The sequence below is a fragment of the Pseudomonas helleri genome (genome assembly GCF_045830615.1).
Taxonomy (GTDB): domain Bacteria; phylum Pseudomonadota; class Gammaproteobacteria; order Pseudomonadales; family Pseudomonadaceae; genus Aquipseudomonas; species Aquipseudomonas helleri.
Genome location: NZ_CP174501.1, coordinates 5,285,379 through 5,299,923, shown reverse-complemented (window position 1 = coordinate 5,299,923; position 14,545 = coordinate 5,285,379). Strand labels below are relative to the sequence as shown.

The window sequence follows — 14,545 nt, the reverse complement described above, 5'->3', positions numbered from 1 at the left end:
CTGGGTTTATTGATTGGCGTTAGTTTTTTGACTGTATAAGAACGCCCTGGCGCAAACTTGCCATTTGGTGCCAAAAGCAATGCGAGCGCGCACGCTAAGGCCGCTCCGTAAAGGGGCCGCGCGCAGTGGCGGAGGGTTAGGCGGGGGGATTAACGGTCTTGTTTCAAGAGGCTGCGATAGTGCGACGGCGGGCTGCCCGTCCAGCGTTTGAAGGCGCGGGTAAAGTGCGCGGGGTCGCTGTAGCCGACCATGTAGGCAATTTCGGTGGCGCTGTATCTGGCGCTGGCAATCAACTGCATGGCTTCACTGCGACGAGTCTCATCACGCAATGCATCGAAGTCGATACCGCAATGTTCCAGGCGCCGTTGGAGCGTGCGGGCAGACAGCCCGATCTTTCGTGAAACAGTAACAAGTTTGGACAACTCCTGATCCGCGATCTGCTGCACGAGCGCGTCCGCGGCGTCGGAGGTCGACTTCAAAGCCAGGGTGGTTTTCCAGGCACTGTCCCGAACAGGCTGCAAAGGTGTTTCGAGCAAGTCACGATCAAACTCGATCATGTTGTGCTCAGCATTCATCACCAGATTCGGCCCCAGATACTCCTCAAGCGCCTCATCGCCGCGCTCTCGCGGGTTTTTCAGATGCACACGAATAGCGCCGGGCTCGCCGGACATCAGCGGGATCTTTCTCAGCAGCGCCAACGTGCCCAAAATCACCTGCTTGGGGTCGGCCCCGTGGTGCCCGTTAAAATGATGAACCAGCTTCGTCATCCGGCCTTCGGTGATGATCTTCACGTCACTGCCTTGATGCAGCAAATCCGTGTGCACCGCCGCCAGTGCACACGCCTGAGCCAGATTGGTCGAGCCCAGCACCCATTCGCCCCACACGCCAAGCGAACGCACCTCAATCAAATGCCCCACCGACGCCCCGGCAAACGGGTCCTGAGCAACTGCCGCCATCTCATTGGCAATATGAAAACACGCCGCCCGTGGAATCCACGCCTCAGGGTTCTGAAACACCTGCGGCGAAATCCCATAACGCCGAAAAAACTCCAGCGGCGACACCCCGCGCATCCCCAGATAAGGAGCAATTTGCCGAAGCGTACTGAGCTTTATCGAGGGCGCAGCATTCGTCATCGCGTTCATACCTGATCAAAAGGCAAAAAATCGGCAGGGAGCAGCGGGAATAGGGTGTTGGCGCCTGTAGGCGCGGGTGATGGCACAGTTAACACGATGTTTGTTTCAGGGACAAGGCGGTGGGGTGAGGAGCGTTTGGTGTTGGGCAGAAGCCGGGAAAATGGTGAAACACCTTTCGACGACTTGCATCTTCGAGTGCAACGATGAAGGTGTAAGATGCCCAACAACCGCTCACCATCGAGGTTGTCATGACCGGAATCTCATTGAACCTGCCAGAAGACCTTTCCAACTCTCTAGCCGACTTGGCCAAGACGAGCGGCCAAACCGCCAGCTATTTGGCTGTGGATGTTCTTCGCGATTACATCGAGCACGAGAAGGCACTGACGTCGCAGATCGAGCAGGCTGTAGAAGAGGCTGACCAAGGTAAATTCGCCACTGACGAGCAAGTCGCAGCAACGCGCGCCCGTCGCTGGAATTCGAATGCGGGTTGAGTGGCTTGAAAAGGCCCTCAAGCACCTAGAAGACGAAGCCAGCTATATCGCCCTTGAAAATCCCAAGGCCGCCGACGATTTTTCTGATGCAATCTTTGCAAGTGTCGACAGACTGGCCCAATTTCCAGCCATGGGCCGTGAAGGTCGCGTTAAAAACACACGTGAATGGGCCGTTCCCAATTGGTCCTACCTAATCCCCTATCGAGTACGCGGTGACCGCCTTCAAATCCTCGGGGTTTTCCACACGCGGCAACGGCCTCGTACTAAGTGGTGAGGCCGAAATTCCTTATGCGCACGTGATATGGATTTAGATCGAGTTGCGGAATAACTCGGACTTGCCGGCGCTTCGTATGGCCGGGTGCTAAGGTCAGATTCTTGGCGTGTGATGTCGTCAGAAGTGATATGTGGGATTGCGCAGGGTGCGGCGTCAGGAGTCGACACCAGAAACAAAAAAGGCCCACCTTGCGGTGAGCCTTTTTCGGTATTGCGTATGGTGCCGGCACCAAGAGTCGAACTCGGGACCTACTGATTACAAGTCAGTTGCTCTACCAACTGAGCTATACCGGCGTTATGGGCGAGGAGTATACGCGGATGGCGTGGCTTGTAAACCCCTGATTACAGACTATTTTCACGATTCTTTTTGCCGCTGGGGTGTGGCGGGGTGGCGTTCGCTGAAGTACTGGCGCAGAAACTCGACGGTGACGCGGATTTTGGCGGAGTTGGCGAGGGGGGCGGTGTAGACGGCCCAGATGTTGGCTTGCTGTCGGTAGTCCTGGAGGATGTGGACCAATTTGCCGCTTTCAAGGCTCTCGCGCACGTCCCAGTGGGAGCGCAGCAGGATGCCTCGCCCATCTATCGCCCATTGGTGGACGACTTCGCCGTGGTTGGCGGACAAGGCGCCGGTGACTTTGACGCTTTCTTCGCCTTCCGGGCCTTGCAGGCGCCACAGGCCGAACGGGTGGTCGCGCTCTTTGATCACCAAACATTCATGGCCCGCCAGTTCGGCCAGGGTGCGCGGTTCGCCGTGGCGTTGCAGGTACTCGGGGCTGGCGCATAAAACGCGGGCGTTGTTGGCCAGCAGTTTGGCGATGAGGTTGGGGGCGATGTTGTCGCCAATGCGGATGTCGAGGTCGAAGCCTTCTTCGATCAGGTCTACCAGGCGGTCGAACATGTCAAAGCGGATGTCCAGGGCCGGGTAGCGCTGGGACAGTTCGGAGAGCGCGGGGCCGACGTGGCGGCGGCCCAGGCCGAAGCTGCTGATGATTTGCAGTTGGCCGCGTGGCTCTTGGTGCAGGGCCGAGACTTCGTCGCTCATCTGCTCGACGGCATCAAATATATGCAGCGCCCAGCGGTAGACGCGCTCGCCGTCATCGGTCACGGCCACGCGCCGGGTGGTGCGGTGCAGCAGGCGCACGCCGATGTTGTGCTCCAGCAACTGGATGCGCTTGCTGACATACGCTGGCGACACGCCCAGTTCGCTGGCGGCGGCGGCAAAGCTGGAGCGGCGGGCCACGATCACGAACACGCGCAGGTCTTCGAGATTGGGCAGATTATTCACGAACCGTGTCTTATCCATCTTCACTTCGCCTGATTATCTTTCTTTTGGCGCTTTATACCATGGGCCCACTGTCCATTTTCAAGAGTGCCCCCCATGAGCAAGACATTCAAAATTGCCGCCATCGCCGGTGACGGTATTGGTAACGAAGTACTGCCAGAAGGCCTGCGCGTTGTGGAGGCGGCGGCTAAAAAGTGGAACCTTGATCTGTCGATCGAGATCATCGAGTGGGCCAGTTGCGACTACTACGAGCGCCACGGGCAGATGATGCCGGACGACTGGTTTGAAACGCTCAAGGGCTTTGACGCGATCTACTTCGGCGCCGTGGGCTGGCCGGACAAGGTGCCGGATCACATCTCGCTGTGGGGTTCGCTGCTCAAGTTCCGCCGCGACTTTGACCAGTACGTGAACATCCGCCCTGTGCGTCTGTTCCCGGGTGTGCCGTGCCCGTTGGCAGGCCGTGAGCCGGGCGATATCGACTTTGTGGTGATCCGCGAAAACACCGAAGGTGAATATTCCTCGGTGGGCGGGCGCATGTTTGAAGGCACCGAAAACGAATTTGTCCTGCAAGAGTCGGTATTCACCCGACGCGGTGTGGACCGCATTCTGAAGTACGCCTTCGAGGTGGCCAAAGAGCGTCCGCGTAAGCACGTGACCTCGGCGACCAAGTCCAACGGCATCTCCATCAGCATGCCGTACTGGGACGAGCGCACCGAAGCCATGGCGGCCAACTACCCGCAAGTGACGTGGGACAAACAACACATCGACATTCTGTGCGCGCGCTTCGTGCTGCAACCCAACCGTTTTGACGTGGTGGTGGCGTCCAACCTGTTTGGCGACATTCTGTCGGACCTCGGGCCAGCGTGCGCCGGCACCATCGGCATTGCGCCATCGGCCAACCTCAACCCCGAGCGTAATTTCCCGTCGCTGTTTGAGCCGGTTCACGGCTCGGCACCGGATATCTACGGGCAAAACATTTCCAACCCGATTGCGATGATCTGGTCGGGCGCGCTGATGCTGGAATTTTTGGGCAAAGGCGATGAGCGTTATCAGGCGGCACACGATGGCATTTTGCGCGCCATCGAGGACGTGATTGCCAGTGGTCCGAAAACCCCGGATCTGGGTGGCAAGGCCTCGACTCAAGAAGTCGGTGCAGCCATCGCCGCCGCCCTGGCGTGAGTTGACTAAACGGCGTTGATCAGCGCCGCGAAATAGACGCTTCACAAGCCTGCGAAATGCCCGGAATACGGGGACTTTCGCGGGCTCTTTGGCGTGTTGAAACAGCCGTTTTAGACGTGTGAAATTTCAACAATTCCAGTTGCAAAAGCTTAAATCTCGGGGCATATTGTTAACCTAAAGGTATGTGTTAACTAATGGTTAACGCTCAGGGTTCAACGATATGGAAGGAGTCCCTCACAGCTGTAAACGCTGATCTAGAGCCACGCAGTAAGAGAAAAACTCTCTATCTGGAGACTTAAATGTCCAATAACAATAAAAAAGATGTCTTTTTGATATCAACTAGCCTGATTGCTGTACTGATTACCGTTGTAGGTCTTGCCGTTTATCCGCAACAAGCCGAAGTCACCGCCAATATGCTGTTTGAGCTGTCGTCTCGGACGTTTGGCACCTCGGTGCAAGTGTTTGTGTTCTGCTGCGCCCTGGTGGTGCTGTACATCGCGTTCAGCAAGTACGGCAACATTCGCCTGGGCAATGGTAAAGCTGAATACCCGACCGTGACGTGGGTGTTCATGTTCATCTGCGCCGGTATGGGCTCGTCGACGCTTTACTGGGGCGTGATGGAGTGGGCGTATTACTACCAGACGCCCGGTCTGAACATTGCCGCAGGCTCGCGTGAAGCGCTGGATTACAGCGTCAGCTACTCGTTCTTCCATTGGGGTATCAGCGCCTGGTCGCTGTATGCCTTGTCGTCGTTGGCGATGGCTTATCACTTCCACGTGCGTAAGAAGAGCGGCCTGAGCCTGTCTTCGATCGTCGAGGCAGTGACCGGCTTCAAAGCGCACGGCCCAGTGGGTCGGCTCGTCGACCTGGTGTTCCTGCTTACCATGTTCGGCGCCTTGACCGTATCGCTGGTGCTCACCGCGTCCACCTTGACCCGTGGCCTGTCGGCACTCACCGGCATGCCGGACACCTTCGTCACGCAGTTGTCAGTTATTGGTGTGGTGGCGGTGGTGTTCTCGCTCAGCTCCTACATCGGTATTGCCAGTGGCATGCAGCGTCTGTCGAAGATGGTGTGCATTGGTGCGCTGGTGTTTGCGGCCGTGGTACTGGTCGTGGGCCCAACGCAGTTCATCATCAACAACACGGCCAACTCCATTGGCCTGATGATGCAGAACTACGTGCACATGAGCCTGTTTACCGACCCGCAAGGTGACGGTGCCTTCACCCGCAACTGGACGGTTTTCTACTGGTTGTGGTGGGTGTCCTACGCGCCGGGTGTCGCGATGTTTGTGACCCGTGTGTCCAAGGGCCGCAAGATGAAAGAAGTGGTCGCGGCGATGTTGATGGGTGGCAGTTTTGGCTGCTGGTTCTTCTTCGGCACGCTCGAAAGCTACAGCATGCATCAGTTCATCACCGGCGCTATCGACGTGCCGCGCATCCTCACGGAGCAGGGCGGTGAAACCGCCGTCGAGATGTTGCTGAACGCCTTGCCGTTCGGTCAGATCTTCCTAGGGGTTTACCTGTTCATCATGGCGGTGTTCTGTGCCTCGCACATGGACGCAGCGGCCTACGCCGTGGCGGCCACCAGCACCCGCAACATGCAGGAAGGCCAGGACCCATCGCCGACGCACCGTCTGTTCTGGTGCATCGCCTTGACCCTGATCCCGCTGGCGATGTTGTTTGCCAAGGTGTCGCTGTCGACCATGAAAACCGCGGTGGTGCTGACGGCGATCCCGTTCCTGGTGATCCTGATGACCAAGATCTACGGCTTCCTTACCTGGATGTTCAAGGACTACGGCTCCATGCCGGCTTACTTGATCGAGGAAGAGTCGGTGGAGCGCGAGCAGAACCTGGATTACGTCGCCCCGTTTGAAAACGTGACGCCCGCACCGGGTGCTGCAACCAAAGCCAAGGCGGTACCCGCAGCCCTGAGTTAAGTATTGCTGACTGAACCACGCGCAGGCTCCGGCACCACGGTGCCGGGACCTGAGCGATTTTTTTTGCGTGTCGTGTTAACCATGAGTTTCTTGTTATTCATGAGTTACACAAAAACAACCCGAAACAGGGTGTCGAGCACAACCCTCTTAAGCGCTTGAGAGAGAAAAAGAATGAACACAATCGTGAAATTGCCTGCTGACTTCTGCACCAATGCTGACGTAGCACACACCATTCCGGCGTCGTACTACACCAACCAGGACGTGTTCGAGGTCGAAAAAGAGAAGATTTTCGCCAACACCTGGATCTGTGTCGGCCACCGCAGCGAAGTGGCCAACAGCAACGACTACATCACCCGCGAAGTCATCGGCGAAAGCATCATCGTCGTTCGTGGTCGTGACAACGTGCTGCGTGCGTTCTACAACGTCTGCCCGCACCGTGGCCACCAATTGCTCAGCGGCAGCGGCAAGGCCAAAAACGTGATCACCTGCCCGTACCACGCCTGGACCTTCAAGCTCGACGGCGAACTGGCACACGCGCGCAACTGCGACAACGTGGTCAACTTCGACAAAGAAAACTCCAGCCTGGTGTCGCTGCGCGTCGAGGAATACGCCGGTTTCATCTACATCAACATGAACAACGAAGCGGGCACCGTTGAAGAACAACTGCCGGGCCTTCAAGCGCGCCTGCGCGAAGCCTGCCCGGTGGTCGATGACCTGCACCTGGCGGCGCGTTTTGTCAGCGACACCCCGGCCAACTGGAAGTCCATCGTCGACAACTACCTGGAGTGCTACCACTGCGCCCCGGCTCACCCGGGCTTCGCCGATTCGGTGAGCGTGGACGAGTACTGGCACACCTTGCACGGCAACTGGTCGTTGCAGTTTGGCCACGCCAAGTCGTCAGAGAAGTCCTTCAAGTTCGACGAGTCGCTCAAAGACCCGTCCTTCAGCGGCTTCTGGGCCTGGCCGTGCACCATGTTCAACGCGCCACCCGGTGGCAACTTCATGACCGTGATCTACGAGTTCCCGGTCAGCGCGGGCGTGACCATGCAGCACTACGACATCTACTTCCTCAACAAAGAGATCACCCCCGAGCAGCAATCGCTGATCGAGTGGTACCGCGACGTGTTCCGTCCAGAAGACCTGCGTCTGGTCGAAAGCGTGCAACGCGGCCTGCAATCGCGCGGCTATCGCGGCCAAGGCCGGATCATGGCTGACCGTCAGCGCAGCGGCATGAGCGAACACGGCATCGCGCACTTCCACAACCTGATCGCCGTGGCCCACCTGGACGACTGATCTGCCGGGTGCCGCAGCCACGCTGCGGCGCCCTGGCCCTATTTAGAGGAGTGTCCTGCGTGCAGCTCAAAGACCCCCAATTGTTTCGTCAACAGGCGTTTATAGATGGCGCCTGGGCAGATGCCGACAGCCGTCAAACGGTCGACGTGACCAACCCGGCCCAAGGCCAACTGCTGGGCAATGTGCCGTTGATGGGCGGCGCCGAAGCGATCCGCGCCATTCAGGCCGCCGACGCAGCCTTGCCAGCCTGGCGTGAACGCACGGCCAAAGACCGCGCGCAGATCCTGCGTCGCTGGTTTGAACTGATCCTGCAACACGAAGACGATCTGGCCCGGATCATGACCCTGGAACAGGGCAAACCACTGCACGAAGCGGTGGGTGAAATCCGTTACGCGGCCTCGTTTATCGAGTGGTTTGCCGAGGAAGGCAAACGCGTTTATGGCGACGTGATCCCTTCGCCGTCCGGCGACAAACGCCTGATTGTGGTCAAGCAAGGCATCGGCGTGTGCGCCGCGATCACGCCGTGGAACTTCCCCGCCGCAATGATCACCCGCAAGGTCGCGCCTGCGCTGGCGGCCGGGTGCACCATCGTGGTCAAACCGGCCAACGAAACGCCGTTTTCGGCGCTGGCCCTGGCGGAACTGGCGCAGCGTGCAGGCATCCCGGCAGGCGTGTTGAACATCGTCACCGGCGACGCTCCGGCCATTGGCGCGCAACTCACCGGCCACCCGCTGGTGCGCAAATTCAGCTTCACCGGCTCGACCCCGATCGGCCGTTTGCTGATGAGCCAGTGCGCCGAAACCATCAAAAAAGTCTCGCTGGAACTGGGCGGCAACGCGCCGTTTATTGTGTTTGCCGACGCCGACATTGATGCCGCCGTCGAAGGCGCCATCGCGGCCAAATACCGCAACGCGGGCCAGACCTGTGTCTGCGTAAACCGCTTCTATGTGCACGACGCGGTGTATGACCAGTTCGCCAGCCAGTTCGCCGCCAAAGTGGCCGAACTGAAGGTCGGCCATGGCAACGCGGCAGACACCCAGATCGGCCCGCTGATCACCGTTAAAGCGGTGGACAAAGTCCGCGCCCTGATCGACGACGCCGTCAGCAAAGGCGCGACCTTGCTGCTGGGCGGCCAGGTGCATGCGCTGGGTGAGCAGTTCTTCGAGCCGACTGTGCTGGGTGACATCAAGCAAGGCATGTTGCTGCTGGACGAAGAAATCTTCGGCCCGGTTGCGCCGCTGGTGCGCTTCCACTCCGACGCCGAAGTGCTGGCCCTGGCCAACGACACGTTGTACGGCCTTGCGGCGTACTTCTACAGCCGCGACATCGGCCACGTGTGGCACATCGCCGAGCAACTGGAATACGGCATGGTCGGTATCAACACCGGGCTGATCTCCAACGAAGTGGCGCCGTTTGGCGGGGTCAAACAATCCGGTCTGGGGCGCGAAGGTTCCAAGTACGGGATCGATGATTACCTGCAACTGAAATACCTGTGCCTGGCGGTCTGAGCCCTCAGCACCGGGTTTTAAATCAGGCGGCACGCGAGTGCCGCCCTTTACCGCAGTAGAGGTTTTGCGATGGCCAACTCTTATCAAATGCTTGCCGCCCGTGTGATCGGTGTAGAGCAGGTAACGCCGCTGATCAAACGTTTTACCCTGGTACGCCAGGACGGCCAGCCGCTGCCCGACTTCACCGGCGGTAGCCACATCATCGTGCAGATGAAAGACGCCGACGGCCGTCAGCACAGCAACGCCTATTCGTTGATGAGCGACCCGCGCCAGACCGCCAGCTATCAGATTGGCGTGCGCCTGGAAGAGCAATCCAAAGGCGGCTCGGCATTTATGCACCAACAGGTCGAGGTCGGCACCGAGCTGATGATTTCGACCCCCAACAACCTGTTCGCCATCGACCCGAAGGCGGGCAAACACATCCTCATCGCGGGCGGGATCGGCATCACCCCGTTCCTCTCGCAAGTGCACGAACTGCGTGACGCGGGCGCCGATTACCAACTGCACTACGCCTTCCGCAGCCCGGAACACGGCGCGTTTCACGACGAACTCAGCGTAGGCCCGCATGCCGAGCGCACGCGCACCTACGCCGACAGCCTGGGCCAATCACTGAATCTGGCCGAGCTGATGGGCAACCTGGACAGCGACGCGCACGTGTATGTGTGCGGCCCTAAACCGCTGATCGATGCGGTGATCGCCACCGGCAAACAACTGGGCCTGGCTGACGAACGCGTGCATTGGGAGCAGTTCGCCGCTGCGCCGATCACCGGCGGTGCGTTCACCCTGGTGCTGGCCAAATCCGGTCAGGAACTGCGCGTCGAAGAGGGCATGAGCATCCTCAAGGCCATTGAAAAAGCCAATGTCGACGTCGAATGCCTGTGCCGCGAAGGCGTGTGCGGCACCTGCGAGACGCGCATCCTTGAGGGGCAAGCCGAGCACAACGACCAATACCTGAGCGACGACGAAAAAGCCGCCCAGCAAACCATGATGATTTGCGTGTCGCGGGCCCGTGGCGAACGCCTGGTACTGGACTTATAAGCCTCACTTCCGTGATCGGGTCGAGGGCCGCAGGCGTGTGTGTATAATCGCAGCGCCCTGCGCCTCACGTGATCACGGATATGTCATGACCGAAGATAGCTTTGCCTTTCGTCTGAAGGAGCTGCTCGAACACCACAAAATGACCCTGCAAGCGGTCGGTACGGCCTTGGGTATTTCCCGCACGGCGGTGCACAAGTGGACCCGTGGTGGCGAAATCGACTACAGCAATTTGCGCAAACTGGCGGACCTGCTCAAGGTCAACTGGGTGTGGCTGCGCTATGGCGAACAAGCGGTGCAAGACCTTCAGGGCACCACATCGGTCGAGCTGCCGATGACCGATGTACGGCGCAAGTACATCGCCGACATCATGGAAAGCGAAGCGCGCATGACCCTGGCCCAGGAAAACGCCGGGATCGTGACCTGGGAGTGGAACCTCATCACCGACGAGGTGTTCTATTCGGCCAACGTCGAGCGGGTCTACGGCTGGCAGGTCAACCGCAACGAAGACTTCTGGCCGCACGTACTGCCCGAAGACGAAGTGGTGATGAACGAGCTGTACCGCGAATGCTTCGCCAACAACACCCCTTACGAATACGACTTCCGCATTTTCCGCCCGGATGGCGAGATGCGCTGGATCTCATCGCGCGCCATGCCACTGAACGACAGCGCCGGGCGCCCGGTAAAAATGATCGGCATCAGCATGGACAACACCGCCCGCAAAACCGCCGAGCAATCGCTGCGCAAAAGTGAAGAAGCCTTTCGGGCGTTGTTTGAACTGGCGTGCGGCGCCATGGCTTACGTCGACCTTGATGGCCGCTGGCGGCGGGTTAACGACAGCTTGTGCCAGCTGTTGGGTTACAGCGAACAAGAGCTGCGGGCGCTGACCTTTCAGGCCATCACCCACCCCGACGACCTGCAAATCAATCTTGAGCAGTTGCAGCGCCTGCTGGATGGCGAAATCAGCAACTACGACCTGGAAAAACGCCTGCTGTGCAAAGACGGCCATTACATCTGGGCCCACGTGCGCACCTCATTGCAGCGCAACTCCCAAGACGACAGCCCCGAGCACTTGATCAGCGTGATCGACGACATCACCCAGGAACGCGCCGAACGCCAAGCGCTGCTGGACCGCATTGCTGAGCTTGAAGGCCAGCTCTAACCCTCAAACGCTGCACACACCCACTGTAGGAGCGAGCTTGCCTCGCGATCTTTTAAACGATCAAAAGATCGCGAGGCAAGCTCGCTCCTACAACAGGCCGTTTTCGATTAACTATCTGTGGTGAAACCCCAGCTCAAACAGCGTCCCGCTGTCGTCGCTTTGCACGCGCACTTCGCCGCCATGCAGTTGCATGATCGACCCCACAATCGCCAAGCCCAGCCCGCCTGAATCCCCAGGCTGTGAGCGCGAAGGGTCGACCCGGTAAAAACGATCGAACACTTTGCCCACATGCTGCGGCTCGATGGCGGGGCCGATGTTGTGCACGCCGATCCAGCAATACTCGGCGTCTTCACGCTGCACCAGCCTGATCACCGAATCGGGCTCGGCATGCCGCACGGCATTGGCCAGCAGGTTGCTCAAGGCCCGCTGCAACAGATGCAGGTCTGCGGTCAGCGTGCCGCTGAGCGAATTGCCCAAGCGCACGCCACGGTCTTCAGCCAGCGCGTCAAAGTAATCACACAGCTCGTCGCCCACCTCGCGCAGGTCCACGTTTTGCAGGTGCAACGGCCGTTGCCCGTGCTCGGCGCGTGCCAGGAACATCAGGTTCTCGGCCATGCGGTTCAGGCGTTCGTATTCTTCAATGTTGGACGCCAGCACGTCCTGATACTCCGCCGGGCTGCGCGTCTGATTCAGGGCCAGGCTGTTGCTGCCCAGCAGGTTGTGCAGCGGCGTGCGGATCTCATGGGCCAGATCCGCCGAGAACTGCGACAGCCGCGCAAAGTTGTCCTCAAGGCGCGCGAGCATGGCGTTGAGCGCCAGCACTGGCTCTTTCAATTCCGTGGGGACGTGGTCGACCGGCATGCGTTGGTCAAGGCTGCGCGGGTTAATGCCGCGCATGGCCTGGGCCAGTTCGCGCAGCGGTTTCAGGCCACGGCGCAACAGCAGCAAGCCCAGGCCAAACGCGAGCAGGGCGCCCAGCCCGACCGCCATGTACAGGCGCAGCCGGTAACTGGCGAGCATCTGCTCACGCTCTTGCAGATGCATGCCCACGGTCACGTTCAAGCGCTCGTCCGCCGGGCCGTCGGCCACGCCGCTCAATAAGACGAGGTTGTCCACTGTCTGGATATCGCTGCGCTGTGGCATGCGGTCCTGAGGGAGGGGCTGCACAGGCGGCAGCGCTTGCTGATGCGGGTTGATCGTGATCACAGGGCGGCCGTCGCTGTGGGTCACCAGCAGCAGGCTGTCACGATTGCCCAGCATGTTTTGATACAGCCGGGGGCGCTCTTGCAGGGCTTCGAGGCTGTCGCTGTCGTGTAGCAGGGCGCGCATGCGCTCAAGGCGACCGAGCAGCGCCATGTCATCGCGAAAGCTCAGCTCCGAGGCCAGTGAGCGATACAGGAACACACCGATCACGCTGAGCACCAGCGCGCAGGTCAAGGCAATGGCCAGGGCCAGTCGCCAGGCGATGGATCTATTCATCGGGCGCTTCCAACTGATAGCCGACGCCGCGCACGGTGTGGATAAGTTTGGGCATGTAAGGGTCGTCGACCTTGGCGCGCAACCGGCGCACGGCGACCTCGACCATGTTGGTGTCGCTATCGAAGTTCAGGTTCCACACCTGCGAGGCAATCAAGGTGCGTGACAACACTTCGCCCTGCCGGCTGGCCAGCAGCTGCAACAGTGCGAACTCCTTGTTGGTCAGGCTGATGCGCTGACCGCCCCGGCTGACCCGGCGACGCAGCACGTCGATCTCAAGGTCGGCAATGCTGTACGACTCGGCCTCACGCATCGGGCCACGACGCAGCAGCGTGCGCACCCGGGCCAGCAGTTCGGCAAAGGCAAACGGCTTGAGCAGGTAGTCGTCTGCGCCCAGTTCAAGGCCGCGCACGCGGTCTTCGATGGCGTCTTTGGCGGTTAAAAACAGCACCGGCGTGGCGCCGCGCTGGCGAATCAACTGCAACAGTTGCCAGCCATTAAGCCCTGGCAGCATCACGTCAAGAATGATCAGGTCGTATTCCTGCTGCTCAATCAGGTAGCGCCCGTCCAGCCCGTTCAAGGCCACATCCACGACAAAACCTGACTCCTTAAGGCCCTTGGCCAGGAACTCAGCCGTCTTGGCTTCGTCTTCCACCACTAACAAGCGCATCGCACACCTCGATCAATCGTCTGAACAGGCTAGGCGTGTTCGCCGGTATTGCCTATTACAAACTTGTAATCCAACTGACGGGGTTCTGACGGGGGGCGTTGGTTAAGGTGGCGCCATTCGAACAGGAGCTTGCCGATGAAGCTGAAAAATGTGCTGTTGTGGGCTGCCTTAAGCACCGCTGGCGCCGCCCAGGCCGCGCCGGATTTGCCGCGCCATGCCGACCTCGATCTGGCCACGGCCCAGCAACTGGCCGCTGCTGTGCTCAAACACTGCAACGGGGCGCTGAACGTGCTGGACCGCGGTGGCAACGTGCTGCTGGCGCTACGCCCGGAGAACGTAGGGCCGCATAACCTGCTGGCCAGCCAGCGCAAAGCCTACACCGCGCTGTCGACCAAAACGCCAACCCGGCTGTTTGCTGAACGTGCACGCAAAAACCCGGAGGCCGCCAACCTCAACTCCATCCCTGAACTGCTGCTGTTAGGCGGTGGCGTGCCGCTGTTTGCCGGCACTGAACTGGTCGGCGCCATGGGCGTGGCCGGAGCGGGCGGCGCCGAGCAGGACGAAGCCTGCGCGGTGAGCGCTGCCCAACAGATCGGCTTGACCACACAACGCAATTAACCCGGAGGATCACACATGAAACGGTTGAAAATCACCTTGGCGGCCTTGGGCCTGAGCGCTGTTTCGAGCGTCGCATGGGCGGCGGGTAACCCGCTGAGCGTGCACGTGCTGAACCTGGAGAACGGCTTACCGTCCCCGGGCGTTAACGTCACCCTGGAGCAGCACGTGGGTCAGAACTGGCAGATGCTGAGCCAGGGTGTGACTAACGAACAAGGTCGCATTGGCGAACTGTTCCCGGCCCAGCAGACGCTTAAAGCGGGCGAATACCGCGTGGTGTTCAAAACCGGCGAATACTTCAAAAAGGCCGGGCGTGACACCTTCTTCCCGGAGATCCCGGTGATCTTCGAAGTGAAAAACGCCGACCAGCATTACCACATCCCGCTGCTGCTCAGCCCTTACGGCTTCTCGACGTATCGCGGGTCGTAGGTTCACTGACTAACCCTGTAGGAGCGAGCTTGTCTCGCGATCTTTTGATCTTTTTAAAGATC

General features: G+C 59.6%; 14 protein-coding genes and 1 tRNA gene. 10 read left to right on the top strand and 5 right to left on the bottom strand.

All coding sequences use genetic code 11. From position 1 onward, the window contains the following. Window positions 1-149 precede the first annotated feature (149 nt). Window positions 150-1,133, bottom strand: coding sequence for an AraC family transcriptional regulator (locus tag ACJJU9_RS23830; RefSeq protein ID WP_048366844.1), 984 nt, complete (start codon window positions 1,131-1,133; stop codon window positions 150-152). Between the two features lie 248 nt (window positions 1,134-1,381). Here ACJJU9_RS23830 and ACJJU9_RS23825 point away from each other — a divergent pair, with 248 nt between their 5' ends. Beyond that, the gene (locus ACJJU9_RS23825; RefSeq protein ID WP_407729676.1) at window positions 1,382-1,624 is read left to right on the top strand and encodes a CopG family ribbon-helix-helix protein; all 243 of its coding nucleotides are present in this window, start codon (window positions 1,382-1,384) and stop codon (window positions 1,622-1,624) included. Then, complete coding sequence (locus ACJJU9_RS23820; protein ID WP_407729675.1) at window positions 1,614-1,898, top strand: type II toxin-antitoxin system RelE/ParE family toxin; 285 nt, start codon at window positions 1,614-1,616, stop codon at window positions 1,896-1,898. Before ACJJU9_RS23825 ends, ACJJU9_RS23820 begins: the two co-directional genes overlap by 11 nt. 217 nt (window positions 1,899-2,115) lie before the next feature. Here the strand turns inward: ACJJU9_RS23820 and ACJJU9_RS23815 are convergent. Both ACJJU9_RS23815 and ACJJU9_RS23810 read right to left on the bottom strand, forming a co-directional pair. Further along, window positions 2,116-2,191: transfer RNA gene (locus ACJJU9_RS23815), tRNA-Thr, on the bottom strand. Window positions 2,192-2,252: 61 nt separating this feature from the next. Continuing rightward, complete coding sequence (locus ACJJU9_RS23810) at window positions 2,253-3,200, bottom strand: LysR substrate-binding domain-containing protein (protein WP_088500274.1); 948 nt, start codon at window positions 3,198-3,200, stop codon at window positions 2,253-2,255. 75 nt (window positions 3,201-3,275) lie between these two features. On the opposite strand from ACJJU9_RS23810, the gene ACJJU9_RS23805 reads away from it, so the two are divergent. The 6 genes from ACJJU9_RS23805 (at window position 3,276) to ACJJU9_RS23780 (ending at window position 11,293) form a co-directional block, all read left to right on the top strand. Then, complete coding sequence (locus ACJJU9_RS23805) at window positions 3,276-4,358, top strand: tartrate dehydrogenase (protein WP_048388895.1); 1,083 nt, start codon at window positions 3,276-3,278, stop codon at window positions 4,356-4,358. Between the two features lie 299 nt (window positions 4,359-4,657). Then, the gene (locus tag ACJJU9_RS23800) at window positions 4,658-6,295 is read left to right on the top strand and encodes a BCCT family transporter (RefSeq protein ID WP_282364158.1); all 1,638 of its coding nucleotides are present in this window, start codon (window positions 4,658-4,660) and stop codon (window positions 6,293-6,295) included. A gap of 171 nt (window positions 6,296-6,466) precedes the next feature. Then, complete coding sequence (locus ACJJU9_RS23795) at window positions 6,467-7,588, top strand: aromatic ring-hydroxylating oxygenase subunit alpha (RefSeq protein ID WP_407729674.1); 1,122 nt, start codon at window positions 6,467-6,469, stop codon at window positions 7,586-7,588. Between the two features lie 59 nt (window positions 7,589-7,647). Further along, on the top strand, window positions 7,648-9,096 hold the full coding sequence (locus ACJJU9_RS23790) for an NAD-dependent succinate-semialdehyde dehydrogenase (protein WP_407729673.1): 1,449 nt from the start codon (window positions 7,648-7,650) through the stop codon (window positions 9,094-9,096). Window positions 9,097-9,165: 69 nt separating this feature from the next. Continuing rightward, window positions 9,166-10,134: a PDR/VanB family oxidoreductase gene (locus tag ACJJU9_RS23785; RefSeq protein ID WP_407729672.1), complete on the top strand. Its 969-nt coding sequence runs from the start codon at window positions 9,166-9,168 to the stop codon at window positions 10,132-10,134. Window positions 10,135-10,219: 85 nt separating this feature from the next. Beyond that, complete coding sequence (locus ACJJU9_RS23780; protein ID WP_048366824.1) at window positions 10,220-11,293, top strand: PAS domain S-box protein; 1,074 nt, start codon at window positions 10,220-10,222, stop codon at window positions 11,291-11,293. Between the two features lie 111 nt (window positions 11,294-11,404). On the opposite strand, the gene ACJJU9_RS23775 is transcribed toward ACJJU9_RS23780, so the two are convergent. Together ACJJU9_RS23775 and ACJJU9_RS23770 are read right to left on the bottom strand one after the other, a co-directional pair. Beyond that, a complete protein-coding gene (locus ACJJU9_RS23775) occupies window positions 11,405-12,772 on the bottom strand; it encodes a heavy metal sensor histidine kinase (protein ID WP_407729671.1) in 1,368 nt (455 codons plus the stop codon). Further along, complete coding sequence (locus tag ACJJU9_RS23770) at window positions 12,765-13,439, bottom strand: heavy metal response regulator transcription factor (RefSeq protein ID WP_407729670.1); 675 nt, start codon at window positions 13,437-13,439, stop codon at window positions 12,765-12,767. The genes ACJJU9_RS23775 and ACJJU9_RS23770 overlap by 8 nt, the downstream gene beginning before the upstream one ends. Window positions 13,440-13,574: 135 nt before the next feature. Here ACJJU9_RS23770 and ACJJU9_RS23765 point away from each other — a divergent pair, with 135 nt between their 5' ends. Then, a complete protein-coding gene (locus tag ACJJU9_RS23765) occupies window positions 13,575-14,057 on the top strand; it encodes a GlcG/HbpS family heme-binding protein (RefSeq protein WP_407729669.1) in 483 nt (160 codons plus the stop codon). Between the two features lie 15 nt (window positions 14,058-14,072). Beyond that, a complete protein-coding gene (uraH, locus tag ACJJU9_RS23760; RefSeq protein ID WP_407729668.1) occupies window positions 14,073-14,483 on the top strand; it encodes a hydroxyisourate hydrolase in 411 nt (136 codons plus the stop codon). Window positions 14,484-14,545: the final 62 nt, after the last annotated feature.

What these genes read in the sequence shown, in the direction of transcription:
- ACJJU9_RS23830 (WP_048366844.1), bottom strand. Translation starts at nt 1,133, where the DNA reads ATGACGAATGCTGCGCCCTCGATAAAGCTCAGTACGCTTCGGCAAATT.
- ACJJU9_RS23825 (WP_407729676.1), top strand. Translation starts at nt 1,382, where the DNA reads ATGACCGGAATCTCATTGAACCTGCCAGAAGACCTTTCCAACTCTCTA.
- ACJJU9_RS23820 (WP_407729675.1), top strand. Translation starts at nt 1,614, where the DNA reads ATGCGGGTTGAGTGGCTTGAAAAGGCCCTCAAGCACCTAGAAGACGAA.
- ACJJU9_RS23810 (WP_088500274.1), bottom strand. Translation starts at nt 3,200, where the DNA reads ATGGATAAGACACGGTTCGTGAATAATCTGCCCAATCTCGAAGACCTG.
- ACJJU9_RS23805 (WP_048388895.1), top strand. Translation starts at nt 3,276, where the DNA reads ATGAGCAAGACATTCAAAATTGCCGCCATCGCCGGTGACGGTATTGGT.
- ACJJU9_RS23800 (WP_282364158.1), top strand. Translation starts at nt 4,658, where the DNA reads ATGTCCAATAACAATAAAAAAGATGTCTTTTTGATATCAACTAGCCTG.
- ACJJU9_RS23795 (WP_407729674.1), top strand. Translation starts at nt 6,467, where the DNA reads ATGAACACAATCGTGAAATTGCCTGCTGACTTCTGCACCAATGCTGAC.
- ACJJU9_RS23785 (WP_407729672.1), top strand. Translation starts at nt 9,166, where the DNA reads ATGGCCAACTCTTATCAAATGCTTGCCGCCCGTGTGATCGGTGTAGAG.
- ACJJU9_RS23780 (WP_048366824.1), top strand. Translation starts at nt 10,220, where the DNA reads ATGACCGAAGATAGCTTTGCCTTTCGTCTGAAGGAGCTGCTCGAACAC.
- ACJJU9_RS23775 (WP_407729671.1), bottom strand. Translation starts at nt 12,772, where the DNA reads ATGAATAGATCCATCGCCTGGCGACTGGCCCTGGCCATTGCCTTGACC.
- ACJJU9_RS23770 (WP_407729670.1), bottom strand. Translation starts at nt 13,439, where the DNA reads ATGCGCTTGTTAGTGGTGGAAGACGAAGCCAAGACGGCTGAGTTCCTG.
- ACJJU9_RS23765 (WP_407729669.1), top strand. Translation starts at nt 13,575, where the DNA reads ATGAAGCTGAAAAATGTGCTGTTGTGGGCTGCCTTAAGCACCGCTGGC.
- uraH (WP_407729668.1), top strand. Translation starts at nt 14,073, where the DNA reads ATGAAACGGTTGAAAATCACCTTGGCGGCCTTGGGCCTGAGCGCTGTT.